Source organism: Gracilibacillus kekensis, assembly GCF_900143085.1.
GTDB lineage: Bacteria > Bacillota > Bacilli > Bacillales > Amphibacillaceae > Gracilibacillus > Gracilibacillus kekensis.
In genome coordinates this window covers 21,485-47,198 of the sequence record NZ_FRCZ01000004.1, presented here as the reverse complement: position 1 = coordinate 47,198, position 25,714 = coordinate 21,485, and the positions used below count along the sequence as shown (strand labels likewise).

The 25,714-nt window shown below is 36.5% G+C and carries 26 protein-coding genes and 1 other annotated feature; of the genes, 2 read left to right on the top strand and 24 right to left on the bottom strand.

The window, feature by feature from the left end:
• Positions 1–8 precede the first annotated feature (8 nt).
• The 13 genes from pyrE to BUC25_RS10380 all read right to left on the bottom strand — a co-directional run bounded on the left by pyrE (position 9) and on the right by BUC25_RS10380 (position 13,904).
• Entirely contained in the window at positions 9–632 is a 624-nt protein-coding gene (gene pyrE, locus BUC25_RS10440; protein WP_073201823.1) for an orotate phosphoribosyltransferase, read from the bottom strand.
• Positions 625–1,329: an orotidine-5'-phosphate decarboxylase gene (gene pyrF, locus BUC25_RS10435; protein WP_073201822.1), complete on the bottom strand. Its 705-nt coding sequence runs from the start codon at positions 1,327–1,329 to the stop codon at positions 625–627. The genes pyrE and pyrF overlap by 8 nt, the downstream gene beginning before the upstream one ends.
• Positions 1,322–2,236: a dihydroorotate dehydrogenase gene (locus BUC25_RS10430; RefSeq protein WP_073201821.1), complete on the bottom strand. Its 915-nt coding sequence runs from the start codon at positions 2,234–2,236 to the stop codon at positions 1,322–1,324. The genes pyrF and BUC25_RS10430 overlap by 8 nt, the downstream gene beginning before the upstream one ends.
• Positions 2,233–2,994: a dihydroorotate dehydrogenase electron transfer subunit gene (locus BUC25_RS10425; protein ID WP_073201820.1), complete on the bottom strand. Its 762-nt coding sequence runs from the start codon at positions 2,992–2,994 to the stop codon at positions 2,233–2,235. The genes BUC25_RS10430 and BUC25_RS10425 overlap by 4 nt, the downstream gene beginning before the upstream one ends.
• Positions 2,991–6,191: a carbamoyl-phosphate synthase large subunit gene (carB, locus tag BUC25_RS10420; protein ID WP_073201819.1), complete on the bottom strand. Its 3,201-nt coding sequence runs from the start codon at positions 6,189–6,191 to the stop codon at positions 2,991–2,993. The genes BUC25_RS10425 and carB overlap by 4 nt, the downstream gene beginning before the upstream one ends.
• Entirely contained in the window at positions 6,191–7,282 is a 1,092-nt protein-coding gene (locus tag BUC25_RS10415) for a carbamoyl phosphate synthase small subunit (RefSeq protein ID WP_073201818.1), read from the bottom strand. Before BUC25_RS10415 ends, carB begins: the two co-directional genes overlap by 1 nt.
• Entirely contained in the window at positions 7,279–8,559 is a 1,281-nt protein-coding gene (locus BUC25_RS10410) for a dihydroorotase (RefSeq protein ID WP_073201817.1), read from the bottom strand. Before BUC25_RS10410 ends, BUC25_RS10415 begins: the two co-directional genes overlap by 4 nt.
• Entirely contained in the window at positions 8,519–9,448 is a 930-nt protein-coding gene (locus BUC25_RS10405) for an aspartate carbamoyltransferase catalytic subunit (protein ID WP_073201816.1), read from the bottom strand. Before BUC25_RS10405 ends, BUC25_RS10410 begins: the two co-directional genes overlap by 41 nt.
• Positions 9,449–9,478: 30 nt before the next feature.
• On the bottom strand, positions 9,479–10,858 hold the full coding sequence (locus BUC25_RS10400) for a solute carrier family 23 protein (protein ID WP_073201815.1): 1,380 nt from the start codon (positions 10,856–10,858) through the stop codon (positions 9,479–9,481).
• Positions 10,859–11,056: 198 nt separating this feature from the next.
• The gene (pyrR, locus tag BUC25_RS10395; RefSeq protein ID WP_073201814.1) at positions 11,057–11,602 is read right to left on the bottom strand and encodes a bifunctional pyr operon transcriptional regulator/uracil phosphoribosyltransferase PyrR; all 546 of its coding nucleotides are present in this window, start codon (positions 11,600–11,602) and stop codon (positions 11,057–11,059) included.
• Positions 11,603–11,803: 201 nt separating this feature from the next.
• On the bottom strand, positions 11,804–12,718 hold the full coding sequence (locus BUC25_RS10390) for an RluA family pseudouridine synthase (protein ID WP_073201813.1): 915 nt from the start codon (positions 12,716–12,718) through the stop codon (positions 11,804–11,806).
• On the bottom strand, positions 12,715–13,188 hold the full coding sequence (gene lspA, locus BUC25_RS10385) for a signal peptidase II (protein ID WP_073201812.1): 474 nt from the start codon (positions 13,186–13,188) through the stop codon (positions 12,715–12,717). The genes BUC25_RS10390 and lspA overlap by 4 nt, the downstream gene beginning before the upstream one ends.
• 131 nt (positions 13,189–13,319) lie before the next feature.
• Positions 13,320–13,904 (bottom strand): TetR/AcrR family transcriptional regulator, encoded by a 585-nt coding sequence (locus BUC25_RS10380; RefSeq protein WP_073201811.1) that lies wholly within the window; start codon positions 13,902–13,904, stop codon positions 13,320–13,322.
• A gap of 140 nt (positions 13,905–14,044) precedes the next feature.
• Between BUC25_RS10380 and BUC25_RS10375 the strand changes: the two genes are divergently transcribed.
• Positions 14,045–14,644 carry an HD domain-containing protein gene (locus tag BUC25_RS10375; RefSeq protein WP_073201810.1) on the top strand — a complete coding sequence of 200 codons (600 nt, stop codon included), beginning with the start codon at positions 14,045–14,047 and terminating at the stop codon, positions 14,642–14,644.
• Between the two features lie 172 nt (positions 14,645–14,816).
• Here the strand turns inward: BUC25_RS10375 and ileS are convergent, their stop codons facing one another.
• The 8 genes from ileS to BUC25_RS10335 form a co-directional block, all read right to left on the bottom strand.
• Positions 14,817–17,576, bottom strand: a complete 2,760-nt coding sequence (ileS, locus tag BUC25_RS10370; RefSeq protein WP_073201809.1) for an isoleucine--tRNA ligase — start codon at positions 17,574–17,576, stop codon at positions 14,817–14,819.
• Between the two features lie 151 nt (positions 17,577–17,727).
• Positions 17,728–17,945 (bottom strand) — a binding site (T-box leader).
• Between the two features lie 60 nt (positions 17,946–18,005).
• Positions 18,006–18,527 carry a DivIVA domain-containing protein gene (locus tag BUC25_RS10365; RefSeq protein WP_073201808.1) on the bottom strand — a complete coding sequence of 174 codons (522 nt, stop codon included), beginning with the start codon at positions 18,525–18,527 and terminating at the stop codon, positions 18,006–18,008.
• An 87-nt stretch (positions 18,528–18,614) separates the two neighbouring features.
• On the bottom strand, positions 18,615–19,388 hold the full coding sequence (locus BUC25_RS10360; protein WP_073201807.1) for a YlmH family RNA-binding protein: 774 nt from the start codon (positions 19,386–19,388) through the stop codon (positions 18,615–18,617).
• Between the two features lie 8 nt (positions 19,389–19,396).
• On the bottom strand, positions 19,397–19,660 hold the full coding sequence (locus BUC25_RS10355) for a YggT family protein (RefSeq protein ID WP_073201806.1): 264 nt from the start codon (positions 19,658–19,660) through the stop codon (positions 19,397–19,399).
• A gap of 8 nt (positions 19,661–19,668) precedes the next feature.
• Entirely contained in the window at positions 19,669–20,106 is a 438-nt protein-coding gene (locus BUC25_RS10350; RefSeq protein ID WP_073201805.1) for a cell division protein SepF, read from the bottom strand.
• 10 nt (positions 20,107–20,116) lie between these two features.
• Positions 20,117–20,797, bottom strand: a complete 681-nt coding sequence (locus BUC25_RS10345; RefSeq protein ID WP_170862680.1) for a YggS family pyridoxal phosphate-dependent enzyme — start codon at positions 20,795–20,797, stop codon at positions 20,117–20,119.
• Between the two features lie 19 nt (positions 20,798–20,816).
• Positions 20,817–21,611 (bottom strand): peptidoglycan editing factor PgeF, encoded by a 795-nt coding sequence (pgeF, locus tag BUC25_RS10340; protein WP_073201803.1) that lies wholly within the window; start codon positions 21,609–21,611, stop codon positions 20,817–20,819.
• A gap of 64 nt (positions 21,612–21,675) precedes the next feature.
• Positions 21,676–21,969, bottom strand: coding sequence for a YlmC/YmxH family sporulation protein (locus BUC25_RS10335; RefSeq protein ID WP_073201802.1), 294 nt, complete (start codon positions 21,967–21,969; stop codon positions 21,676–21,678).
• Positions 21,970–22,111: 142 nt separating this feature from the next.
• Between BUC25_RS10335 and BUC25_RS10330 the strand changes: the two genes are divergently transcribed.
• The gene (locus tag BUC25_RS10330) at positions 22,112–22,297 is read left to right on the top strand and encodes a YfhD family protein (RefSeq protein ID WP_073201801.1); all 186 of its coding nucleotides are present in this window, start codon (positions 22,112–22,114) and stop codon (positions 22,295–22,297) included.
• Between the two features lie 660 nt (positions 22,298–22,957).
• Here the strand turns inward: BUC25_RS10330 and sigG are convergent.
• From sigG to spoIIGA, 3 genes are all read right to left on the bottom strand, one after another.
• Complete coding sequence (sigG, locus tag BUC25_RS10325) at positions 22,958–23,737, bottom strand: RNA polymerase sporulation sigma factor SigG (RefSeq protein WP_073201800.1); 780 nt, start codon at positions 23,735–23,737, stop codon at positions 22,958–22,960.
• Between the two features lie 94 nt (positions 23,738–23,831).
• Entirely contained in the window at positions 23,832–24,551 is a 720-nt protein-coding gene (gene sigE, locus BUC25_RS10320; RefSeq protein ID WP_073201799.1) for an RNA polymerase sporulation sigma factor SigE, read from the bottom strand.
• Positions 24,552–24,575: 24 nt separating this feature from the next.
• On the bottom strand, positions 24,576–25,469 hold the full coding sequence (gene spoIIGA / locus BUC25_RS10315) for a sigma-E processing peptidase SpoIIGA (RefSeq protein WP_073201798.1): 894 nt from the start codon (positions 25,467–25,469) through the stop codon (positions 24,576–24,578).
• Between the last annotated feature and the right edge of the window lie 245 nt (positions 25,470–25,714).

Below are 25,714 nucleotides of genomic sequence, written 5' to 3'. Positions count from 1 at the left end.
GGGAAATATTAGCTATTTCCTAATTCATTTCTCCATTGTAATAAATCCGTCTTTTCTGCTTCCGTTATTTCTTTATTTTCTACTAATGCATCTGCCAAAATATCAAAGTTTGTAATAGTTGAAAAAGGTACATCAGCATCTTTAAATTGGAGATCGGCTTTTGCTAATCCATAACTAAAAATAGCTAACACATTTAAAACCTTAGCTCCTGCTTCTTTTAAAACGACAGCACTCTCGATAGATGAACCACCAGTAGAGATTAAGTCCTCAATAACAATGACTTTATCTCCTTTCTCGACCTTACCTTCTATCTGATTTTGTTTTCCATGTCCTTTTGGCTTCGAGCGCACATAAACCATTGGTAAATTTAAATAATCTGCCAGCCAAGCAGCGTGCGGAATTCCAGCAGTCGCACATCCGGCAATAACGTCTGGTTTTTTATCTAATTGTTCAATCATATTTGCGAATTGTTCTACAATTTGCTTTCTCACTTTTGGATAGGACATGGTTAATCGATTATCACAATAGATTGGTGAGTGAATCCCTGATGTCCAGACAAAGGAGCGATCTGGTCGAATTTGAATCGCTTCTATTTCGTATAACGCATTGGCCATTTCTTTTGATTTAAGCATGATTCCACTCCTCTACTACACGTTGATAATTTATTTGGGGGTTGTCTGCTTTTGTGATACTTCTGCCAATCACTAAATAATCAGCCCCATTTTGTTTTGCAAGTGTTGGTGTAGCTACTCTCTTTTGATCATTCTGATTGGAGTCGCTTAAACGTATACCTGGAGTAACCGTTAAAAAAGAATCCCCACAAGCTTTTTTAATTGTTGGAACTTCATGAGCAGAACAGACAACACCATCTGCCCCACTTTCTTTCGTTAATAATGCCAGTCTTTCCACTGCATCACTTAGCGGCTGTTGAATATGCAATTCCTCTTGCAATACCTGCTCATCCATTGATGTTAACACAGTTACCGCTATTAATTTTGGAATCTCTTTCACTGCTCCCGCTTCAAGTCCCCGTTTAGCTGCTTTGATCATTTCACTGCCACCTGAAGCATGTACATTGACGATATCTACTCCAAGTGAAGCCAAATTATACATTGCTTTTTCAACGGTTGTTGGGATGTCGTGCAATTTCAAATCCAAAAAGATCGGATGACCTTGTTTGTTTAACCAATCAATAATCGGTCTACCTTCACGATAAAATAACTCCATCCCTACTTTTACCGGAACACCAAACAAATCATGATCCTTAATAAAAGTCTTTACATCATTTTCCGTGCGAAAGTCTAGTGCTAAAAAGAACGGTTTATCCATTAACATGCCCCTTTCCGATTGCTTCTTCTACAGATTGGAATCCATACTGTTCTAATACGCGTGGTAATTCTTGAATAATCTCAGGACAAGCGAGTGGATTTTGAAAATTAGCCGTACCAACAGCTACAGCATTTGCACCCGCAAGCAAAAATTCCAGGGCGTCTTCTGCTGTTATAATGCCACCCATTCCAATAATCGGAATATCCAAAGCCTGTCTTACTTCATAAACCATACGAATCGCAATCGGTTTAATAGCAGGACCTGATAAACCACCTGTTTTATTCGCAATAATTGGTTTACGCTGCTTCAAGTTAATCTGCATACCTGTTAATGTATTAATCATTGATAAACCATCCGCTCCAGCATCTGTTACTGCTTTTGCCATTGTTACAATATTAGACACATTCGGAGATAATTTGACATAAACAGGGTAATTACTAGCTTGTTTTACTTGATAAGTTACTTCTTTTGCAAGCTCGGGATCTGTACCAAACTGAACGCCACCCTCTTTAACATTGGGACACGAGATATTTAATTCGATCGCAGCAATATCTTGAGAATGATTTAAGGCTTTCGTTACCTGGACATATTCTTCCACTGTACTACCTGCCACATTTGCAATCACAGGTGTATCATAAGATCTTAAAAAAGGTAATTCTTCTTTGATAATGGCATCTACTCCTGGATTTTGCAGACCAATTGCATTTAACATACCACTAGTAGTCTCAGCAACTCTAGGTGTCGGATTCCCGTAACGCGCCTGACCTGTAGCAGCTTTTACAATAATCGCACCCAAATCACTTAAATCATAAAATTGACTATACTCTTTGCCAAAACCAAAGCAGCCAGATGCTGGCATGACTGGATTCTTTAAAGATAAACCGGGTAAAGTTGTTGTTAAATTCATGTTAAGATCACCTCATTTGCGTAAAAGACCGGGCCATCTTTACAAATCTTCTTCGATTGAGTTGGATCTTCTTTTAATGGCACAACACAAGCGTAACAAGTGCCAACTCCACAACCCATTCGTTCTTCCAGAGAAATATAGCCTTTTTGTTCTGCTAATTGATTGGTGACCGCTTGAAGCATAGGTGTTGGCCCGCACGAAAAGTAATAATCTATTGTTGGAGAAAGCTCAGAAATAATATCTGTAACAAAGCCTTTTTTGCCATAAGTTCCATCGTTTGTAGCGATATAAGTATCTCCTAATAGCTGAAACTTTTCTTCATAAAAAACGTGAGCTTTCGATTGAAAACCAAGTACTGTTGTTACTTTAACTCCCTTTTCTTTTAATGATTTAGCAAGGTAGTAAAGAGGAGGGACTCCAATCCCTCCACCAACAATCAATGCGTGATCTAATTCTAACTCCTCAACAGGATAATAGCTGCCACATGGCAAAATTACATCTAAGTGATCTCCTGCCTGGTACCTACTTAACGATTTCGTTCCTTCACCAAAAATCTTAAAAACTATTGTAAAGGTTTCCGCTTCTGCATCCACATTCGCTACCGAAACGGGTCTTCTTAACATATGATTTTTTAGTGCAACATGAACAAACTGACCTGGCTTTAATTCACGGGCTAATGTTGACTGCAAAACAACTTCAAACGTATCTTCGGCAATTCGCAAATGACTTTTTATCTCAATCAATTGTTTGGTTATCACAGTACGATAGCCTTCCCTTCCACTGCAGGTTTTGCAGTAAATGTCGTAGAGTCAATTACATTTACGATCGCTTCAGCAGTATCTAAACTAGTTAAACAGGCGATTCCATGTTCTACTGCCTCACGACGAATTCTAAATCCATCAGACCGTGGCTTCTTACCTGATGTCAGACTATTTACTACTACTTGTACTTCTCCCTGTTCAATAATGGAAAGAACATTTTTACCTTCTGTACCTACTTTACCTACTTCAGTGACTGGTAAGTTTAAGTTTTTAATTGCTTCCGCTGTACCTGCAGTAGCATATAAATGGAATCCTAATTCAAAGAAACGTTTAGCAATCTGACATGCTTCTTCTTTATCCTTATCAGCAACAGTGATTAAGACAGCACCCTCCATTGGTATTTTTAATCCTGATGCAGTTAAACCTTTATATAATGCTTTTTCTAATGTTCGATCACGACCGATCGCTTCCCCAGTAGATTTCATTTCAGGCCCAAGCATTGTATCCACACTGCGTAATTTCTCAAAGGAGAAAACAGGTACCTTCACAGAAACGGTTTCTGGTTCTGGTAATAAACCACTCTGATACCCAATATTAGCTAGAGAATCACCGATAATACAACGTGTAGCTAAATTCGCCATCGTTACTCCGGTAATTTTACTCAAGAATGGTATCGTACGACTTGCCCTTGGGTTCACTTCTAAAACGTACACTTCATTTTTGTGGACAACGAATTGAATATTAATTAAACCTTTCACACCTAGCTTTTCTGCGATTTTAATCGTTGTATCGACACAGGTTTGTTTAATTTCTTCTGATAATCGCTGTGTTGGATAAACTGCTATCGAGTCACCTGAGTGAACTCCTGCGCGTTCGATATGCTCCATTACTCCAGGAATAATCGTTGTTTCCCCATCACTTATTGCATCCACTTCCACTTCGATTCCAGTTAAATATTTGTCGATTAGAACGGGATGTTTATGTTTAATATGATTGGTTTTCGCTAGATAGCCTTCAAGCTCATCCTCGTTATAAACAATCTCCATTTGACTTCCGCCAATCACATATGATGGACGAACTAATACAGGGTATCCGATTGATGCTGCCGCTTCTTTTGCCTGGTCTAATTGACGTACACTTTTCCCTTGTGGTTGCGGAATATTTAGCTCTTGTAATAATTGTTCAAATCTGTCACGATTCTCGGCTGTATCGATTGCTTCAAGTGGTGTTCCTAAAATTTTTACGCCTCTGCGTTCCAGTCCTTCCGCAAGATTAATCGCTGTCTGCCCACCAAATTGAACAATTACACCTTCAGGCTGTTCTAATTCTACAACATGCATTACATCTTCAAGAGTTAATGGCTCAAAATATAATTTATCGGAGACACTAAAGTCTGTTGATACGGTTTCCGGATTACTATTCATAATTATTGCTTCATATCCCGCTTCTCTTAGAGCTAATACGGAGTGAACCGTTGCATAGTCAAACTCAATACCTTGCCCGATTCGAATTGGACCAGAACCAATCACTACTACTTTCTTGCGATCTGAAACAACCGATTCATTTTCTTCTTCATAGGAACTGTAGAAATAAGGTGTTTCTGATTCAAATTCTGCTGCACACGTATCTACCATCTTATAAACTGGCATTAGCCCGGCTTCTTTACGAGTATGGTAGATATCATCTACTTCTACATTCCACACTCTTGCAATTTGTGTATCAGATAATCCGATCTCTTTTGCTTCTTTTAGAAGTTTTCGATCTTGAGGATGGTCAGCCAATTTTGATTCAAGATCAATAACGTTCTTCAATTTCTCTAAGAAAAAACGATCAATTTTTGTTAATTCGAATATTTCCTCAATACTCATGCCTTTTCGCAAGACTTCAGCAAGTACATAAATGCGTTCATCGTCTGCTTTGACAAGACGTTCTTTCAACGTTTCCATCGACAGGTCAATTAGTTTTGGCAAGTAAAAATCTTCACCACTTATATCTAGTGAGCGAATCCCTTTTAACATTGCTTCCTCGAAATTACGACCGATTGCCATCACTTCTCCAGTTGCTTTCATCTGTGTTCCTAATTGACGATTGCCTAATACAAATTTATCAAAAGGAAAGCGTGGGAATTTCGATACTACATAGTCTAATGCCGGTTCATAGCATGCATACGTTGTACCTGTAATTGGATTCATAATTTCATCCAATGTCATACCGATTGCAATTTTTGCGGCAATCTTAGCAATTGGATAACCAGTTGCTTTTGATGCGAGTGCCGATGAACGACTTACTCGTGGATTTACTTCAATAATATAATACTGGAAGCTATCCGGATCGAGAGCTAACTGGACATTACAGCCACCTTCAATTTCTAAGGCACGAATAATTTTTAATGAAGAGGAGCGTAACATTTGGTATTCACGATCACTAAGAGTTTGAGATGGTGCAACAACAATCGAGTCACCTGTATGAATACCAACTGGATCAATATTTTCCATATTACAAACAACAATCGCTTGGTCATTTTTATCTCTCATTACTTCATATTCAATTTCTTTGAAGCCAGCAATATTCTTTTCGATAAGACATTGGTTGACTGGTGATAACGATAAACCATTTCTGGTAATCTCTTTTAGGTCATCCTCGTTATAACACATCCCCCCACCAGTTCCACCCAATGTATAAGCCGGACGGACAATTAACGGATAGCCAATTTCACCTGCAAAATCTAATGCCTCGCCTACTGTCGTCACAATTTGACTCTCTGGTACAGGTTCGTTAATTTCATTCATTAGCTTTCTGAATTTTTCACGATCCTCTGCATTCTGAATCGCATCTAATTTGGATCCTAGTAATTCAGCATTAAATTCTTCTAAAATACCTGATTCATCTAATGCCACTGCTAAATTCAAACCTGTTTGACCACCAAGTGTTGGTAACACTGCATCTGGTCTCTCTTTACGAATGATTTTAGACAAAAATTCCACAGTTAGTGGCTCCATATACACCGTATCTGCAATCGTATGGTCTGTCATGATTGTCGCTGGGTTGGAGTTAGCCAATACAACAGTATACCCTTCTTCCTTTAACGATTGACAGGCTTGTGTACCTGAGTAATCAAATTCTGCTGCTTGTCCTATTACTATTGGTCCAGATCCAATAACTAAAATCTTCTGAATATCAGTTCTTTTTGGCATTAGGCTTCCTCCTTCTGTGCTGCTTGGTAGTTAGCTATATTTTCAATAAAACGATCAAATAAATAGTTTGTATCATCTGGCCCAGGGGAACTTTCTGGATGATACTGTACGGAAAAGGCAGGATATACACTATGTTTGACACCTTCCACCGTTTTGTCATTTAAGGCGATTTGTGTTAATTCAAGATCCGTATGGTGAATCGATGCTTCGGTAACAGCATAACCGTGATTTTGCGATGTTAAATACGTGCGTTTTGTTTCATAATCATAGACTGGATGGTTAGAACCGCGATGGCCAAACTTTAATTTTGCCGTATCCGCCCCACATGCTAAGGCAAGTAATTGATGACCTAAACAAATTCCAAAGGTTGGAACAGTTGGTATCACTTGTTTAATCATTTCAATCGCCTCTGGCACATTCTTCGGATTACCTGGACCGTTGGTTAGCATAATACCGTCTGGTTTTAAACGCAAAATGTTTTCTGCATTATAATTATGTGGTACCACCGTTACATGACAGTTTCGTAGTGTTAATTCTCTTAAAATACCATGCTTCATTCCGAAATCGACTAATACAATCCGATATCCTCTTCCTGGAGATACATATGGTTTAACCGTGGATACTTGTTCTACTTGATTTGTTAAAGGTTCAGCTTGTCTTACTTTTTCTACTGCTTGTTTATCTTCATATTCTGCTTTTGTTAAAATACCACGCATTGTACCGTGTTTACGTAGGATTTTCGTAAGTTTTCTCGTATCAATTCCAGCGATTCCAGGTATATGATTAGCCTTAAGGTAAGTATTCAGACTTTCATCACTTCTGAAATTCGAAGGAGTCTCACAAAATTCTTTTACAACAAAACCAAAAATCGATGGATTAATCGTTTCAAAATCATCACGATTAATACCATAATTGCCAATTAAGGGATAGGTCATAGTAACAATTTGTCCACAATAAGAAGGGTCTGATAATGTTTCCTGGTAACCTGTCATACCAGTGTTAAATACGACTTCTCCAATTCGTTCTTCTGACGATCCAAATGCCACACCGGTAAACGTTGTACCATCTTCCAGTATTAGTTGTCGTTTCATTGTGTAACCTCCTGATATACTGTTTCACCTTTATAAATGGTAGCGACTGGCTTACCAGTTACTTCCCATTGATGAAATGGTGTATTTTTTCCTTTTGACAAAAAGCTATCTTTATCGATCGAATAAGTAATTTCGATATCTAATAGTGTTAAATCAGCACTTTGTCCAATTTCAATAGCTCCGAAAGGTAATTCAAATGTCGAAGCAGGTTTGACTGTTAACCAGTCAATTAATTGTTTAAGGGTGAAAATACCCTTTTTTACAAAATGGGTATGTAATAGTGAAAAAGCTGTCTCAAAGCCAACGATTCCAAAAGGGGCTTCTTCCATTCCGTGTGCTTTTTCTTCATGTGTATGTGGTGCATGATCGGTTGCGATGAAATCTATCGTACCATCGAGCAGACCATCGATTAAGGCTTGTTGATCTTCTGTTGCACGTAATGGCGGATTCATTTTATAATTGGCATCATTCACATGAATGACATTTTCATTAATTAAAAGGTGGTGAGGGGTTACTTCAGCCGTAACATGGATTCCTGCTTTTTTAGCGTCACGAATGACACGTACAGATTCTTTAGTACTCACATGACATACGTGATAATGACATCCTGCTGCTTCTGCTAATAACACATCTCTAGCAATTTGGACAGATTCACATACAGAAGGGATTCCCGGTAATTCTAATTGCTGACTTACTTCACCCTCATGCATAACACCACCATGAATTAGCGTATTGTCCTCACAATGTGCAACTACCGGCATATCTATCGCTGCAGCGCGTTTCATCGCTTGTAACATCATGTCCGCTGACTGGATACCAACACCATCATCGGTAAAAGCAAAAGCTCCTGCTTCTTTTAAGCCCTTCATATCTGTTAATTTGTCGCCAATTAACCGTTCCGTGATCGAACCATATGGTAATACACGAATCGATGCCGTTTCTTCTATTTTTTGTTGAATTGATTGTAAAACTTCCACTGAATCTGGAGTGGGCTGCGTATTTGGCATCGCACAAACCGTTGTATATCCTCCTCTGGCAGCTGCTTTGGTACCGGTAGCGATTGTTTCTTTTACTTCACCACCTGGTTCACGCAAATGCACATGGACATCGACAAAACCTGGAGACACAATATGCCCTTTGCCATCGATAATTTCTGCATCTGGTTCATGTAACTTGTTTCCAATAGCCGCTATTTTTTCATCTTCAATTAATATTTCACACAGGAGCGTTTCTCCATTATCCAATATTCGCTTGACGTTTGTTAAAATTTTCTTCACTATAATTGCCCCCTTGATTCAGTAGTGATTCGATAACTGCCATTCTTGCTGCCACACCATTTTTCATTTGTTTAAAAATACGAGATCGTTCACATTCGACTAATCTAGTGTCTATTTCAACTCCACGATTTACTGGAGCAGGGTGTAGGATAACCGCATGTGCTTGCATCCTAGCTTCTCGATCAATCGTTAACCCATAATTCTCTAAATACTCTGCTTCAGTGAATGTCTGGTGCACATGATGTCGTTCGTGTTGAATTCGCAACAACATAAGTACGTCAGCAATTTCAACTGCATCATCCATCGAGATATACGGAAAAGGTAATGTGTTATCTTGCCAGTCATTCATTCCGGTTAAATAAACCTGACACCCTAATGTAGAAAGAGCAATCGCATTGGATCTGGCAACTCGACTATGCTTTATATCCCCTGCAATGACTACTTTTAATCCATTAAATTGGCGGAATTCCTGATAGATCGTAACTAAGTCTAATAAGCTTTGGGTCGGGTGCTCGCCAGTACCATCGCCAGCATTGATAACAGGGATGGATAAAGATTCAGCTAATTGATTGGCGATATTTTCCTGTTGGTGTCGGAGCACAATTAGGTTTGCACCAATGGATTCGAACGTTCGCGCGGTATCATAAATACTCTCACCCTTAGTCACACTTGAAATATCCGACATAAAATCTAATACTTCCATTCCCAACCTTCGTTGTGCCACCACAAAACTCATTTTTGTCCGTGTACTTGGTTCAAAAAAGAGATTTGCTGCAAAAAATTGTCCGGTCAGTGGTTTAACACCCTTCTGACTAATAACGTTCGCTCTTTTGACTAATTGGAGAATTTCTGTTTCAGATTTTTCTTTCATCGATACAAAATGCTTCATCTTTTGTCCTCCCTTTTTGAAATGTACTAGTTATTCTTGATCATCAGGCTCAGCAAACATTTGACCATTTCCATACCCAGACTCTTTATCAGGTAATACAAGGTTTAAAACAAGACCAATTAATGCGGAAAGTGCCATTCCAGCTATTGTTACATCAACATCTCCTAGCGGTATATTTATATAGGCACCACCTATCCCAATAACCAAAATGACTGAAGAGATTACTAGATTTCTCTTAATACCTAAATCTATTTGATTATCAATAAGCATTCTTAGCCCACTTGAAGCAATGATACCAAATAATAGAATGGAGACCCCACCCATTACCGCTGTTGGAATCGATGCAATCAATTCTGTGATAATTCCCACAAAACCGAACAGAATAGCCAATACCGCAGCCCCACCGATGACAAACACACTGAACACTCTAGTAATTGCAAGCACACCAATGTTTTCACCATACGTTGTATTAGGAGGACCACCTAAGGCGGACGCTATCATGGTTGCGACACCATCACCTAATATCGATCGATGTAATCCAGGCTTTTTGATAAAGTTTTTTCCTGCAATTTTGGACAATACCATTTGATCACCAATATGCTCTGCTACAGTTACTACTGCTACAGGTACCATCATCCACACGATACTCCAGCTAAACACGTCTGCTGGATTATAGTTGACGAATGGGATAACAAATTCCGGTACTAAGAAGATCGATTGGATTGCTTCTCCAAAGGAACCTGCATTCATAATTTTATCCCATGCCGCTTGAACACCACTTGTATCTAATATTTTGTTAGATGTAAATATACTGATAATTAAGGAATATAAATATCCACCAATAATACCTATTAAAATTGGAATAAGTCCGAAGAATCCTTTGAAGAGTAGTGAGCCTATTACCGTTATTAATAATGTGACAATCGCTGCACTAAAATGGATGCCACTGTACTCACCATCGACATTCATCGCCATATCTATTGCTGTTGGTGCTAACCCAAGTCCGATAACAACAATTACTGGGCCAACTACAATCGGAGGTAATACTTTTATAATCCAATCGGTACCAAAGGTTGCGATTAAAAGTGATAGGATTCCGTAAACAACACCTGCTAAGAAACTTCCAATCATTACTCCACCTGTTCCACCGATCGCCATCGCACTAGTGATCGGTGCAATAAAGGCGAAACTTGACCCTAAATATGCTGGAATCTGTCCTTTTGTAATAACTAAATATGCTAACGTACCAAGTCCACTTGAAACCAATGCTACTGCTGGTGACAGTTCTGTTAAAAATGGTACAAGGATGGTTGCACCAAACATTGCGAATAAATGTTGAATACTAAACAATATCCATTTTGACGTTTTTGGAACGTCTCTAATACCTAACACCATATTTTTATCTGACATGTCGATCTCCCCTTTTTCTCTGTATTAGATAATTCGCCATTCTCTTTACCTTTTAACGAGTGACGGTGTTATAGTAGTGCGTTGTACTTCCCTATAAAAAAACCCCTTTGCTGGTCGCAAAGAGGTAGACGTGTTAATACATACACGCATCCAAAATCTGCGACCTTATAAGTATCTCTGTACTTGGTTAAAGGTCTTTTATTCTTTTTCGTAAATACTTACACTATCTTCCTGATCAATTTCAGCTAATTCCACTGTAATAATTTCATTTTGTGAGGTGGGAATATTTTTTCCAATAAAATCTGCTCTGATCGGCAATTCACGATGCCCCCGGTCCACTAAAACCGCAAGTTGCATTTGTGAAGGCCTGCCCTGATCCATTATTGCATCCATTGCTGCGCGAACGGTTCTTCCCGTATATAAAACATCATCTACTAAAATGACATTTTTACCTGTCACCTGTTCTTTGAGATTGGTATCATTTAATTGTGGTTCTTGTTGTTCATCTACATGCGACAGATCATCACGATATAAGGTAATATCAAGTTCACCGATTGGCACCTTTACGCTTTCGATATCCTGAATTCTTTCCTGAAGTCGTTTGGCGATCGGAACACCTCTTGTTTTAATACCTACAAGCATTAATCCGTCTACACCTTTGTTACGTTCCAGGATTTCATGAGCAATTCTGGTTAATGCTCTGCGCATTGCAGCTGCATCTAATACATTAGCTTTTTTATTCATCACAAACACCTCACTTCTGCTTTATTAAATAGTAGGAATATTTTACTAAAAATGGTCATAAAAAAATCCTTATTCTCCGTGGGAGTATAAGGATTTGGACATACTTATCGTACTTTATCCGTGTTCCTTTACAGCCTCACGGGACTGTGTTTAAAGGTCTTTATGATATTGAGTTAATTATGACAAAAAGTGCAGGTGAAGTCAATAACTTTTACGGATATTTTCTAATACTTTTGTAAATTTAGTTGGTAACGGGGCTTCAAATTCTAAAAGCTCCTTTGTTATTGGATGTTCAAACTGTAAATGATAAGCATGTAAAGCTTGGCCATCCACATCAATACTTTTACGTTGACCATATTTTGGATCCCCTACTATTGGGAAGCCTATATATTTCATGTGTACTCGTATTTGGTGGGTTCTGCCTGTTTCCAAAACACATTTCACAACGGAAAATTTTTCATGTAGTCTTTCAATCACTTCAAAATGAGTCACAGCAGATTTCCCTTTTTCTGTGACATCCATCAGCTGTCTGTTTTTTTCACTTCGACCAATCGGTGCATCAATAGTTCCATAATCATGAGGAATATCACCATGCACAATAGCCTTATAATCCCTCTTCATTGATTTCTTTTTTAATTGTTCAGCCAATCCTTCATGCGCAAGGTCATTCTTAGCTACCACTAATAAACCACTTGTATCTTTATCAATACGATGGACAATACCAGGTCTTTTCACCCCATTAATTCCAGACAAGTCATCACAATGATACAATAGGGCATTTACTAGTGTATCTTCCTGATGACCTGCAGAAGGGTGAACAACCATGCCACTGGCTTTATTTACCACTAATATGTCTTTATCTTCATAGACGATATCAATTGGTATGTTCTTTGCTACCACATCAAGTGGTTCAACCTCTGGTACCATCCACTCTACTTTATCTGCAGTTTGACATTTATAGTTTGGTTTGACAGTTTTGCCGTTGACTGTCACTAAGTTTTTGTCAAACCATGTTCTTATTTGAGATCTCGAATAATCAGAAGTAACGTTTGTTAATAATTTATCAATTCGAGTCCCTTGTTCCGCTTCATTGACGATATACTGTGGTTCACTCATTTAACTTGCTCCTTCTTTTTGTTTCTTTCATCGATGATTGTATAAATAAAAATAATGATCACGCCCACCACTAGTGCAGAATCCGCTATATTAAAAATCGGGTAATTGTATGTAGCAATATAAATATCAAAGAAATCAACAACTTCTTTGCGAAATAGACGATCAATAAAATTTCCGATTGCTCCACCAAGTACAAAAGCTAGCGCAGTACCTAATAGTACACTTTCTTTTGCGTATTTCTGGATGTAATAAATAATAAACCCAACCACAATAATAGTGATAATATAGAAAAAGCTCATTTGCCCTTGTAGTATACCCCAGGCTGCTCCTGAGTTTCGATGTGATGTTAAATAAAAAAAGGATTCAATAACGGTGATTCTTTCCCCTAGTTCCATATTTGTTACAATTAACCATTTAGTTACTTGATCGATCACGATTACTGCTAATGCAATTACATATACACGCCACATAACGTACCTCCGAAATATTCAATTCAAACCCAATAATTTACCTACATATTATACCATTATAAATCGAAATTGAAAAAGATTGTAGGTAATCAGATTTTAAAGTTCTATTAGCTTGTATTTACCCTGTCAATTTACAGCATAAGTAGATAACTAAGTACCTGCTGCTTACTGGAAGCAATGTACATATTATCTTTTTCCAGTTTACTGATCATAATACTCCCTTCAAAACTGGCAACAATAAAAGAAGCTACTGTTTTACTATCAATGTTACGATTTAACTCTTTGTTTTGAATAGCTTCTTCGATAACCTTTTCAATTTCACTGAGGAATTTATGAAAAACAAAAAGCGCTTTGTTTCTTAAAACTGGATTCGTATCATCACTGTCAACAGCTGTATTAAGCAAAGGACAGCCCCCTTTTACCGGGGGATTATTTACCACATCTTCATATACATCAAACAAAGAACCGATTTTTTCTAATGCAGTATCAGCTTGTAACATTGCATCTGAAAATCGTTTAGATACAATATCAAAAGCATAATCAAACGCCTCAGCAGCAAGCTCATCTTTACTTTTGAAATAGCGATAGATTCCACCTTTTTGTAATCCTGTAGCCAACATAATGTCATTCATTGAGCAGCCAGCGTACCCATATTGATTAAACAATTCTGCAGATTTTTGAATAATGAATTTTCGAGTTATATCCCCTTTTCGCATTTTATCCTCTCCATTTCTTTATATTTTTTGGAAAATTGTAACATAAATTAGTTGTGTATTAATAGAGAATAAGTTATTCTAAAAAAGACCGATCGGTATTTTATTGAAAGCTAGCGTAAATATTTAGGAGGAGAAAATAGATGAATAATATTAATATTCCTGATAGTAAAATAGCAAAAAGAGCTACAAAATTAGTTTACGAGATTTCTCCGAAATTTCTCTATAATCACTGTTTGCGAACTTATGCTTTTGGTGATGTGTTAGGAAAAAACTATGGGTTAAAATATGACCAAGAGTTATTTTATCTCTCTTCTGTTTTACATGATGTGGGTCTGACAGAGCAAGTTTGCAGAAAACATTCATTTGAACATGAGGGCGCTGATTATGCTGAGAAGTTCCTTTCCGCTCACAACTTTTCATCAGATAAAATTGATGTGGTACGTGAAGCGATTCTGTTGCATACGTCAGAGATTGCCGAAGATAGACAACCAGAAATTGCTTTAGTTCATTTCGGTGCGGGAATGGATATATTTGGCCTGCGCATAGAAGATATACCAGAGGAAGCCTTTCGTTTTATAATAGAAACTTTTCCTCGATTAGGTTTCAAAAAATCCATAATTGAACTCATTCAATATGATTCTAAACTTAAAAATGTACAGCAGCAACCAGATAATTTGAGTTCTTCTCTTCTTCGTAAGGGCTTTGTTGATTGGGTTATGAATGCCCCTTTTAAAGAATAGACAAAAAGCATCACCAGATATACAAGGTTGCAATCCTTGTTTGTTCCCCACACCAAAATTACTAGAAAGTGAATGAACACACTCATTCAACAGATGATTGTTCAGATAAATTATCAGCTGTTTTAGAAAAGCCATGTTCCTTGTGGGAAGGGACATGGCTTTCGATTTGTTTTTAATCGGTTAAGTCTGCATAATTTTCTTTTACTACGGTTGCACATCGTTTACATAGTGTCGGATGATCTTTATCTTCGCCAACTGTATCAGAGATTACCCAGCAACGTTCACATGTTTCGCCTTGATGTTTCTCAATTTTTAGGCTAACATAATCATATGTTTTGCCATCTTCTAAATTGTTAACTAGTTTGACATCTGAAACAATCAATAATTGGTGTAAATGTGGCACTTCACTTAATAAATTTGCCACTTGCTCATTATTTGCTTTAATCGTGACCGCTGCCTCTAATGATTTACCAATTACTTTTTCAGCACGTGCTTCTTCCAATGCTTTTAAAATGTCATCGCGTACGTCCATAAATTGCGACCATTTCTTAGCTAAGGCTTCCTGACCTTTGATCTCTCTTGCTTCAGGCATATCTGCTAATTGTGCATATTCTTCTTTTACATCTGGAATGTAGCTCCAAACTTCTTCCATCGTATGCGTCAAAATTGGTGTTAGCAATTTAACCAAAGATGTCAGGATTTCATAATATACGGTTTGAATACTGCGTCTTCTATGGTTATCCTCCGCTTCAATATATAAAATATCCTTAGCAAAATCTAAATAGAATGAACTTAAATCAATCGTACAGAAATTATGAATGGTTTGATAGACCGTTGAGAAGTCATATGCATCATATGCTTTACGAGATTTATCAATTACTTGTTGTAAACGTAATAACATATACTGATCCATTTCCTCTAATTTTTCATCATTGACATAATTTTCTGTAGTAAAGTCTTCTAAGTTTGCTAACAGAAAACGGAACGTATTTCGGATTTTACGATATCCTTCAGCTGATTGTTTAATAATCTCATCTGAAATCCTCACATCTGCTTGATAGTCAACAGAAGCAACCCAAAGACGTAAAATATCTGCACCATATTGTTTCATGATTTTCGATGGTACCACTACATTACCAACAGATTTACTCATTTTGCGACCTTGACCATCTAATGCAAATCCATGACTGATAACTGTTTCATAAGGAGATTTTCCTGTTACTGCTACTGCAGTTGAAATCGACGAGTTAAACCAACCACGATATTGATCAGATCCTTCTAAATATACGTCTGCTGGCCGCTGTAATTCAGTCCTGCTTTCCAACACACCTTCGTGGGAGCTACCAGAGTCAAACCAGACATCCATGATATCCGTCTCCTTCGTAAACTCTCCATTAGGACTATGTTCAGATGAAAATCCTGCAGGTAATAAATCTTTCGTATCCCATTCAAACCAAATATTTGAACCATGCTCTTCAAATAATTTTGCTACATGTGAGATCGTTTCATCATTAATAATTGGTGTTCTATCTTCTCCGTAAAATACCGGAATTGGTACACCCCATGTACGCTGTCTTGAAATACACCAGTCTTCACGATCGCGAACCATATTAAATAATCGAGTTTCTCCCCAATTTGGAAGCCAATTAATACGTTTAATTTCCGACAAAATCTCTTCACGAAAATCCTTAATTGATGCAAACCATTGATTAGTTGCTCTGAAAATCGTTGGTTTTTTTGTACGCCAATCATGGGGGTACGAATGCGTAATAAAATTCAATTTAAGTAATGCATTATTTTCTTCTAATTTTTCCGTAACCTGCTTATTGGCTGCATCATAGAACAAACCTTCAAAACCAGGGGCTTCTTCCGTGAAATAACCTTTCTCGTCAACAGGACATAAAACATCCAAGTCGTATTTCTTACCGATGATAAAGTCATCTTCACCATGACCGGGAGCTGTGTGTACAAGTCCTGTACCACTTTCAGTTGTTACATGTTCACCAAGGATAATTAAAGAATCTCGGTCATAAAAAGGATGTTTCGCAACTAAATGCTCTGCCTCTTTACCTTTAAACGTTTTTACAACCTTTGCTTCGGTCCATTCTAATGTTTCTTTTAGTGACTCCAGCATATCTTGTGCTACCACATATCTTTGCCCATCAACTTCTACAACTGCATACTCTAAATCTGGATGAACAGAAATCGCTAGGTTAGCTGGAATCGTCCATGGTGTGGTGGTCCAAATGATAAATTTTTCATTGCCGTTTAGTAAGTCTTTTCCATCTATCACATCAAATGCTACATAAATCGACGCAGATCGCTTATCTTGATATTCAATTTCTGCTTCAGCAAGTGCTGACTCCGATGACGGTGACCAATATACAGGCTTACGTCCTTTATAGATATAACCCTTTTTAGCCATTTCACCGAATACTTTAATTTGGGCTGCTTCGTATTCTTTGTTTAAGGTAATATACGGATTATCCCAATCCCCACGTACACCTAATTGTTTAAATTGAGTACGCTGATTGTCAATTTGCTTTAACGCATACTCTGCACATTTCTGTCTAAATTCAGCAATCGTCATTTTTTTTCGGTTTACTTTTTTCTTCGCAAGTGCTTGTTCAATCGGTAAACCGTGTGTATCCCAACCAGGCACATATGGTGCGTGGAACCCAGCCATTGATTTGTACTTCACAATAAAATCCTTTAACACCTTGTTCAGTGCATGCCCCATATGGATATCTCCATTGGCATATGGAGGTCCATCATGTAGTACAAATAACGGCCTTCCTTCTGTACGAGTTTGTACTTTTTCGTAGAGCTTTTCTTCCTCCCATTTTTCCTGTAATTGCGGTTCTTTGTTTGGTAAATTACCACGCATAGGGAAATTTGTTTTAGGCATATTTAATGTCTGTTTATATTCCATACTTTTGTCCTCCTTAGTTAATAGATCAAAATATATTCGCATTCGGCCCGCCTTTTAGCGTGTACCGACGTGTTTCATTACCTACGTATATTCAATATACTCACTTCGTCATTTACACAAACGCTAAATATAAAAAGCCCTTCACATCCCTGGAAGGGACGAGAAGGACTCGCGGTACCACCCTTATAGTCAGCTCTTACTTGCTAACCACTTTGAGATTCGTAACGTGAATGGACGTTTACACTTACTTTTAAATTCAGTGTAACTACTCCTGGGTGATCTTCAAATAAGGCACTACATTAGGCTCCCACCATCCCTAAATCGCTATGCTAGAAAAACTTATTCTACTATCCCATTCGCTGTATTTATATTTTATCTGTAAAATATTGATGTAAGAATTATATGTAATAATTCGATTTTCGTCAAGAATTAATATTGACTTGACTGCTCTCTTTGATTATCAGATTCCTCTTCTTCATTATCGAAATCCATTTCAAATAATCCATCCCAGTCATTATTCTCTACTAAATCTAGTTGTGCTTCGACTAACATCTTTAATCTGGTTCGGAATACTTTTGCTTGTTTTTTCAATTCTTCAACTTCTAATGCAATCGATCTTGATTTATGTAACGCTTCGTTAATAATTCGATCGGCATTCTTTTCAGCTTCTTTTATAATTAACTTCGATTCTTTTTTAGCATTTTCTTTTACTTCTTCAGCTGTTTCCTGAGCTACTAATATCGACTTGTTTAGAGTTGTTTCGATATTAGAAAAATGACTAACGCGTTCATTAAGTTGTTCTACTTTGTCTTTCAACTCTTTTTTCTCACGCATCACCGTTTCGTAATCTTTAATGACCTGGTCTAAAAACTCATTTACATCATCTTCATCATAACCTCGAAAACCTCGTGCAAATTCTTTGTTATGAATGTCGAGCGGTGTTAAAGGCACATCGGCCACCTCCTAATTGATGTCATCATACTTTATACATATATTATCATACTTTGTTGACAAATCACTATCTAAAGTTACAAAAAATTATAATAATTTTTCAAAAGTGATTCTTATTTTATCTTTTTTTGTTCGGCCTTGTATTTCTTTAATACGAGTGCGGCCCTTTCCTCTTATCGAGATCAGGTCCTCATCCTCTAACAGAAAGGCTTGCTGATCTATCGTTTGAAAATTAACTTTAACATACCCTTTTTTGATTAAATTTAAGGCTTGTTGCCTAGACATCTGATAAATCTCTTTAATCAATACATCTAATCTTAAAGAAGCGCAAGTAGTGGTACGTTCTTGCCATTTATCTTGAGATGGCAATCTTTTAGTCAATGGTACCCTTTCAAATAAAACGCCAGCTTTTTTTATAGAAGTGACATTAGCGATTAAATATGTCGTAATATCTTCTGCTACCAGTATCTGAATCGTGTCTTCATATATTACGATGTCTCCAATTTTTTTTCGCTTTATGCCGGCTGATAAAAAAGAGCCTAATACATCCGGGTGTTCAATGGAAACAAACTTCTGTGGAAAGGTTGCTTGTAATAGAACAACTTCAAAGCTATCCGTATTTACTTCATCATAAAACGGTGCCAAAACCGCTCTTTTTCTCTCTGCCTGTTCCCAACCACCAAAAAATTTTAATTGTAAGTCTTCATCATTCCCAATAATCGTATCAAATATCCTTTGTTCTCGTGGATGTAAAAAATCAATCACTTTACTTTCATAACGATTGGTTACATGGTCACGCCAAGATAACACCTGATCGATAAATGGATATTCTTCTTTTCTAAAATGCTGGTATAAATCCATGTCATCACCTAAATTAATCTAAATAAAAAATCTAAACCTCTCATAGCCATTTGTAATACAATAATAGCTACGATTGGTGATATATCAATCATTCCGCCAATAGGTGGTATGATCTTTCGGAACGGCTCTAAATATGGCTCTACAATTGAGCCAAGCATTTGACCAATAGAGGATTCCCTTGCTCCTGGAAACCAGGACATTAAAATATAAATTATAATCGCATACGAATAAAGCATCATAACGTACGCTAAAATTTGATGAATCAAATCCATTGTTTACTTTACCACCTTTGTTCTGGATCTACTTCTTCCATTATTTCAGTAATATTACCTGATATTTCAATACTGTCTGGTGTACATAAAAAGGTTTGGGAGCCTAGTTTTTTGATTTGGCCAGAAACTGCATATACAGTACCACTCATAAAATCAATAATTTGTCGTGCTTGTAAGGTATCAACTCGTTGCAGATTTATCACAACAGATCTTCGATTGACGATATGGTCTGCTATATCCTGTACTTCATTATAGGAGCGTGGTTCACACAATACCATTTTATTATTTTTTTGAACGGACGATAAACTAACCACATTCCCTTTATCATCTTTTTTTCCACTACGTGTTGGAGGCGTATATTCATCTTGTCCCACTTCTTCTTCGACAATTTCATATTCTTCTTCATCAATACCGAAGAGATTTCGAAACTTGCCTTTCATACTCATATTTTCACCTCTATTCTTCGTATGGACCCACTAAACTTGAACCAATACGTATGTGGGTAGCGCCTTCTTCAATTGCAATTTGATAATCATTACTCATTCCCATTGACAAGTAGTGACAAGGTGCATGCTCCCATCCTTCATCTTGAATCTTATCACGTAACTCTCTTAAAGAACGAAAAATCTCACGCAATCGTTTTTCATCATGTATTAGTGGAGCCATTGTCATTAAACCTACAACTTTTATATTCGGATAATTTCTTAACGTGTCAACAAAAGTTTGTACTTGATTGACATCTAACCCATGTTTAGACTCTTCTCCACTTACATTAACTTGTACAAAGCATTTTTGTGGTTTATTTGTTCGTTTATTAATTTCCTTTGCAAGAGATTTACGATCAAGTGAATGAATATAATCAACTTTATCAATTATTTCTCTTACTTTCCTGGATTGCAAGGACCCAATAAAATGCCATGTTGCTCCTGTCCCGATTGATTCGTATTTATCAATTAAACCTTCCATGCGATTCTCGCCTAAATGGTTAATCCCTACTTTTAAAGCCTCTTGTGCTCTTTCTATTGTAACATATTTAGTAACGCCTATTAGTGTAATGTCATCAGGATCCCTATGAACATTTTCGCACGCCTGCTCAATATTTTGTCTGATATTAGCTAGATTGTTTGCAACCGTCATGATCGTCTCCTTTCCTTCCTTATAAAATAGCGATAAATCCCATCATTCTTCCTGTAGGATGTTGTTCTCTTCTATGTGAGAAAAAGAGCGAATGATGTGACGTACAATAATTGGTTATATGTATGTTATTTGCTTGTATTCCTTCATCCAACAAAAGATTTTGATTTAACTTTTTCAAATCTAAGTGATAGTTATTGTTTTTACCTTCATAACAATCACTATATTTCGGATCGATGTGCTGAATTACATGGTCGTTTACCTGATAGCATGTCTTACAAATGCTCGGTCCAATCACTACTTCGATATCTTCCACATATGAAGATTTTTCCTTAAATTGTTCTATTGTTTTTTTAGCAATATTTGCAACAGTACCCTTCCAGCCTGCGTGCGCTATAGCAACTGTACGATTCTTCCTATCAAAAAAGTATAGTGGCACACAATCAGCATATAAAGCAGTACACATCACATTCTTTGTCGAAGTAATTAAACCATCTGTTGCTTCAAGTGCGTTATCTTTCGTATAGATGCCCCTGCCTTTGTGTTTTTGATTAACGAATTGTACATAATTATCATGAACTTGATCCGCCATAACCCATTGATTGAGCGGAATATTAATATGCTCTGCTACCTGTTTACGATTTTGCAGTACATCATCAGGATTGTCCTCAACATGAAATCCTAAATTATTACTATGATAGGGAGGTAAACTTCTGCCCTTTTCTCTTGTTGTAAATCCTGCGACAATATTTGCATCTTCCCATGGTTTAACCCACAAAATGGGGTCATTATTTTTTTGAAAGAAAGGCTCACTCATCATACCCCTCCTATTTCAAATCATTTTATCATATTTTAGCACATCTTAACAATTAGATTATCAGTTACTGTTGATATGTGGCGGTGTCTTCATCTTTAGGACTAATTTGAACGGTAGGAAAAGCACCATTTTTCTTTACTAAAATGACGTCATGACCAATTTTCATCACATGTTCCCATGGAATAACAATTTCTCTTGATTCACCAAACATACCAAATACTTTTGTTTTTGTTGCTACAACCAGATTTATTATTTTACCGATATCCACATTTATTTCAATATCTGTTAAATTACCTATTTTTGTGCCATCCTCGATATAAACAATATCCTTCATTTGCAAAGACGATAATGTGATCATATTAGTAATCCCCCTTTTTATCAATATATGTAGATCTATTTTAAAATATGGTTGGAGAAGGTCATAAATAACACAAAAGTCTGTATCTAATTTATTTTTATAAACAAACTAATCTTGATATCAAATAGAGAGGAGGATGGATATGGGTAAAGATGAACATAAAAAGAAGGTTGGAAAAAACTTCTTAGCGCAGACCCCTGAGTATGAAAAAGCTGATGGAATCGATGTAGAATTCGCCTCTGAATTAGCAGATGCAAATGATATCGAGGCAAAGAATAGAAGTGAACGTGCAGATAAAAGAGCTAAAAAAAATCTAGAACAAAAGTGATTTGATAAATAACAAAATCCAAATGATCACGCGAATTAAACCAATAATTCGCCATCATTTGGATTTTCAATTGCAATACGACACTATTGTAGTGGTAATTATGAGATATTATATGTGCTTTACAATCACTCCGGCTTGTCCGCTTCCCTTTCCGCGGGTTTTTCTCCTCAGCTAACTTTGGTAAGCAAAGACCACTTACCAAAGTGGATCTTCGGATAAAAACTTCCCGCAGGAGTGAAAGCGGACGCCTGCGCTTATTAATACTCTGCAACTCAAGCAAGAATAGTCATGTTGGCGCGTATGCACTATTTCTCATCAATTTATCATTAGATTACTTATCAATATAACCTGATTTATTGTCTAATTGTAACCACCCGAAATATTAGCATTTGCAATAGTTGTAGAGCCCCACTAAGCGTAGGCGGCCACTTCCACTCCTATGGGATCCTTTTTCCTGAAGATCCACTTTTCCATGCGGTTTTTGCTTGGAAAAGTTAGCTGAAGGAAAAAGCCCATGGAAAGGGAAGTGGGCAAGCCGCAGCGGTTTCTATGCACAAAAATCATTTCAAAAAGGTTAGCTCAGTTATGAGGCATAATTCTTATGGTATTCATTTATTATCATTTTCTGAATGTGTATTATCATTGATATATTTTGCTTTTTTATTCAAACATTTCTTTGTTCATCTCTTTAATTGCTGCTTTTTCTAAGCGGGAAACTTGAGCTTGTGAGATTCCGATCTCTTCTGCAACTTCCATTTGTGTCTTACCTTGGAAGAAGCGTTTGTTTAAAATTAACTTTTCACGCTGATTTAAACGTTGCATTCCCTCTTTAATAGACAAATGGTTTAACCAATCATTATCCTTTACATTATCATCACTAACTTGATCCATTACATATATTGGATCACCGCCGTCGTTAAAAATAGGTTCAAATAATGATACCGGGTCTTGTATGGCATCAAGCGCAAAAATCACATCTGTTACAGGCACATCAAGCTCATCAGCAATTTCCATAGGAGAAGGATCTTTCGATGTTTTATTTAACAACTTTTCTCGTGCGTGTAATGCTTTATATGCAATGTCTCTTAATGAACGTGATACTCTTATTGGATTATTATCACGCAGGTACCGCCTTATCTCGCCAATGATCATAGGCACTGCATAAGTAGAAAACTTTACATTTTGGCCCAAGTCAAAATTATCAATAGATTTTAGTAATCCTATACAACCGACTTGAAATAAATCATCTCCATATTCACCACGATTATGGAATCTTTGAATAACGCTCAATACTAATCTTAAATTACCGTTCACTAACTTTTCTCGTGCAGACTGATCCCCATTCTGCATTGATCTAAATAAGATTCTCATTTCCTCGTTCTTTAAAACTGGTAAGGTTGCTGTATCTACCCCACAAATTTCAACTTTATGTCTTGTCATTTTGTACCCTCCCAATTGGAGATCCTTCTCAAAAATAAGTATCACCAATCGGGAGTTTTTTATGCATTAACCATCATTTACCAACTACAAGCATTTACACCATTTTATTAAACTCTTTTTGTAATCTTTTTATAATTTTTTTTTCTAATCTAGAAATATAGGATTGTGATATTCCAAGCATATCCGCTACATCTTTTTGGGTCATTTCTTCATGGTTTGCTAATCCGAACCGTAATTCCATTATTTGTTTTTCTCTACCGTTTAGTTGTTCTAAAGCTTTACGTAATAACGATTTATCAATACTTTGTTCTAAATCTTTAAATGTAATATCTTCATCCGTTCCTAATACATCGGATAATAATAATTCATTACCATCCCAGTCCACATTTAATGGCTCATCAAATGATACTTCTGTTTTTAATTTATTGTTCTTGCGTAGATACATTAAAATTTCATTTTCGATACACCTAGAAGCATATGTGGCTAATTTTATTTTTTTTTCTGGATTAAAGGTATTAATTGCTTTAATAAGACCGATTGTTCCAATACTAATCAAATCCTCGATATTAATTCCTGTATTTTCAAACTTTCTTGCAATATATACGACAAGTCTTAAGTTTCGTTCAATTAACATAGCTCTTGCAGCTTTATCACCTACGGGTAAACGATGTATTAATTCATATTCTTCTTCTTTTGAAAGTGGAGGTGGTAATGCTTCGCTTCCCCCAATATAATAAATTTCATCAACAATATAACCCATTTTTTTTAAAATTTTGTAAAATATCATTTTGTATTTTTGTTGTACAATTAACATACCTTCCACTCCTCCAATATAATATCACCCTGTTTGTTGAAATAATTTAGGGTGTAATAAACAATGGTAGCTGTTATCAGACACTAAATTTCCGAACTGAATACCAACTAATACTTTTTTATTGGTTACATGTCTGTCTTTCATATGTATTCGAACATATTCAGGTTTAAATGCAATCATAAAATCCTGATCACCATTCACCCCTTGATACGGAATTAACCGAAATAAATCTGTAGTTAATTCATCATCTTTTCCTAGTAATATATTTTGAAAAGATTGCTTTAACTGAGCCAACTTCTGATCATTAAACCAATTTATAAGAACTGTCTCATCCACAATAATTACTGGTGTTTGTGTAAAGGGATCTACCAAATGATTACCACTATCTAAATACCCTATCGTTTCCACTTCTTTTTTCTCCCAATAAAGTACAACTTTATAATGAAATTCTTGATGAAATTGCTGCATTTTGTGCTTGTCCATTCGATGCTTCGTAAATAAAAAGATGATAGGAAAGCAAATGATTACAAATATACCGTGGATATGAGTCGCTCCTATAGAATCTGCTAAAATGAAATTTTGCTCACTTATTAATAAAAAATGAATAGCAAATAAGCCACCACCTATGGAGAATGTCATAAAATAAAAAGTACACAATACTCTTAAAAAGATGGCAACGTTTTGAAAGCCAAATGCAATCCATATAATAATAAAAGAGTGAGTTATTTTTATTATCCAGGAATCAATTGGATATGCAGGTAATAAAAAAGAAATCGGGACAACTAGGGAGCCAAATAAACTAGCAAGAATAAGTTTATACCATTTTGAAATTCGAGTTGTGACAGATTGTGTTAATAGTAAAATCATCCAATCTATCATAAAATTTAGCAGCCAAATAACTTCTACATAAATAACCACCTGTTCCTTCCTTTCCACCAACTTTGCTTATAACCTTTACTTGTCTACTAAGTAAAGTATAAAGAAACAATGAAAAGAAGTCTGTCACAGTTTGTATGCAAAAACCCTCTAGTTTTAAGAAAAAACTACAGAAAATGTAGAAACCTATCCATTCACCCTTAACCAAAAACCAATAATCACCAAACAAAATATTCGGATATTTTTTCGTACAAGCAGGATTATACAACATAACTCTGGAGGTAATT

Excerpts from the sequence above, each read along its gene's own strand:
- pgeF (WP_073201803.1), bottom strand. The coding sequence starts at position 21,611 with ATGAGTGAGCCTTTCTTTCAAAAAAATAATGACCCCATTTTGTGGGTT.
- lspA (WP_073201812.1), bottom strand. The coding sequence starts at position 13,188 with ATGTGGCGTGTATATGTAATTGCATTAGCAGTAATCGTGATCGATCAA.
- sigG (WP_073201800.1), bottom strand. The coding sequence starts at position 23,737 with ATGACAAGACATAAAGTTGAAATTTGTGGGGTAGATACAGCAACCTTA.
- carB (WP_073201819.1), bottom strand. The coding sequence starts at position 6,191 with ATGCCAAAAAGAACTGATATTCAGAAGATTTTAGTTATTGGATCTGGA.
- BUC25_RS10375 (WP_073201810.1), top strand. The coding sequence starts at position 14,045 with ATGAATAATATTAATATTCCTGATAGTAAAATAGCAAAAAGAGCTACA.
- BUC25_RS10390 (WP_073201813.1), bottom strand. The coding sequence starts at position 12,718 with ATGAGTGAACCACAGTATATCGTCAATGAAGCGGAACAAGGGACTCGA.
- BUC25_RS10335 (WP_073201802.1), bottom strand. The coding sequence starts at position 21,969 with ATGATCACATTATCGTCTTTGCAAATGAAGGATATTGTTTATATCGAG.
- BUC25_RS10355 (WP_073201806.1), bottom strand. The coding sequence starts at position 19,660 with ATGGATTTGATTCATCAAATTTTAGCGTACGTTATGATGCTTTATTCG.
- pyrE (WP_073201823.1), bottom strand. The coding sequence starts at position 632 with ATGCTTAAATCAAAAGAAATGGCCAATGCGTTATACGAAATAGAAGCG.
- sigE (WP_073201799.1), bottom strand. The coding sequence starts at position 24,551 with ATGTTAATTGTACAACAAAAATACAAAATGATATTTTACAAAATTTTA.
- BUC25_RS10430 (WP_073201821.1), bottom strand. The coding sequence starts at position 2,236 with ATGAATTTAACAACAACTTTACCCGGTTTATCTTTAAAGAATCCAGTC.
- ileS (WP_073201809.1), bottom strand. The coding sequence starts at position 17,576 with ATGGAATATAAACAGACATTAAATATGCCTAAAACAAATTTCCCTATG.
- BUC25_RS10350 (WP_073201805.1), bottom strand. The coding sequence starts at position 20,106 with ATGAGTATGAAAGGCAAGTTTCGAAATCTCTTCGGTATTGATGAAGAA.
- BUC25_RS10400 (WP_073201815.1), bottom strand. The coding sequence starts at position 10,858 with ATGTCAGATAAAAATATGGTGTTAGGTATTAGAGACGTTCCAAAAACG.
- BUC25_RS10360 (WP_073201807.1), bottom strand. The coding sequence starts at position 19,388 with ATGGATTTATACCAGCATTTTAGAAAAGAAGAATATCCATTTATCGAT.
- BUC25_RS10415 (WP_073201818.1), bottom strand. The coding sequence starts at position 7,282 with ATGAAACGACAACTAATACTGGAAGATGGTACAACGTTTACCGGTGTG.
- BUC25_RS10345 (WP_170862680.1), bottom strand. The coding sequence starts at position 20,797 with ATGACGGTTGCAAACAATCTAGCTAATATCAGACAAAATATTGAGCAG.
- BUC25_RS10330 (WP_073201801.1), top strand. The coding sequence starts at position 22,112 with ATGGGTAAAGATGAACATAAAAAGAAGGTTGGAAAAAACTTCTTAGCG.
- pyrF (WP_073201822.1), bottom strand. The coding sequence starts at position 1,329 with ATGGATAAACCGTTCTTTTTAGCACTAGACTTTCGCACGGAAAATGAT.
- BUC25_RS10380 (WP_073201811.1), bottom strand. The coding sequence starts at position 13,904 with ATGCGAAAAGGGGATATAACTCGAAAATTCATTATTCAAAAATCTGCA.
- pyrR (WP_073201814.1), bottom strand. The coding sequence starts at position 11,602 with ATGAATAAAAAAGCTAATGTATTAGATGCAGCTGCAATGCGCAGAGCA.
- BUC25_RS10405 (WP_073201816.1), bottom strand. The coding sequence starts at position 9,448 with ATGAAGCATTTTGTATCGATGAAAGAAAAATCTGAAACAGAAATTCTC.